Origin of the sequence: Mycobacterium scrofulaceum, assembly GCF_001667885.1 — a bacterium.
In the GTDB taxonomy this organism is placed as follows: domain Bacteria; phylum Actinomycetota; class Actinomycetes; order Mycobacteriales; family Mycobacteriaceae; genus Mycobacterium; species Mycobacterium scrofulaceum_C.
Genome location: NZ_LZJW01000088.1, coordinates 1 through 926, shown reverse-complemented (window position 1 = coordinate 926; position 926 = coordinate 1). Strand labels below are relative to the sequence as shown.

1 pseudogene is annotated in these 926 nt (G+C 74.5%); it reads right to left on the bottom strand.

Annotated features, from left to right (window positions below):
* Positions 1-61: 61 nt before the first annotated feature.
* A pseudogene (locus A5681_RS27430) lies at positions 62-926 on the bottom strand (DUF7159 family protein); the annotation flags it as partial.

The following is a 926-nucleotide window of genomic DNA, read 5'->3' as shown; positions in this document are numbered from 1 at the left end:
GTCAAGCTCAGCGAACCGGCCTCCCGCTGAGCCGCGCCGTCCCTAGCACGCGAAAACTCGCCTGCTTGGCCGGGGTGGCGACATTGACGCGCGGATTTTGCGGCTGCTCGGACGTCGGACGATCGGAGGTCAGCGAAACCAGCACGACACCGGCGGTGACGGCGGCGATGCCGGCCAGCGCGCTACCGGCGAGGAACATGGGCCGGCGCCGGCGCGGGACGACCTGGTCCTCGTCGGCGACGGCGCTGTAGGCCAGGGCCTCGGCGTCGGCGTTGCCCCAGACGTCGAGGTACGTCGGGCCCAGCGGTCGCGGGCTCACCTCCCCGGTGCCGGGGTCCAGCGCGTACGCCAGGGCCGCCGTGGACGAGGCGAACAGCGGCGCGTTCGCCGACGCCAGCGCCGCCCCGCGGGCGAGCGCCATCTCCGGCTCCTCGGGGGCCGTCACCTCGAGCGGCGCCGCGGCCTCGAGCGCGGGCTTGAGGGGCACGATGTCCGCGCCGCAGCCGATCAGGAACACGCCGTCCGCGCGGGCACCCCGTGCGCCCAGCCCGGCGACCATCGTCGCCAACTCGGCGGCGAGCGACTCCTGCCCGGTGTTGGCAAGCTGCTGGCGGTGCAGGTCGACGATCGAGCCGTCGGTGACGTCGACGACGGCCAGCGTCGCGGCCTCGGGCTCGACGAACAGCATCGCGATGTGCGCGTAGTCGAGCGCGTACCCGACCGTCTGCGCGAGCGCGGCCGCGGCGAGCAGCGGGGACACCAGCATCACGTTGCCCATGCCGTGGCGCGCCATCGCTTCCCGCAGCGCGCCGACGTCCGCGGGGTCCGTCCAGGTCACGCCCGTCGACACCAATTGGTGCCCGCCCGCCAGCGCACCTTCGCGGGTGCCGCCGATAGCCGCGATCACCTCGTCGACCGCGCCGCCG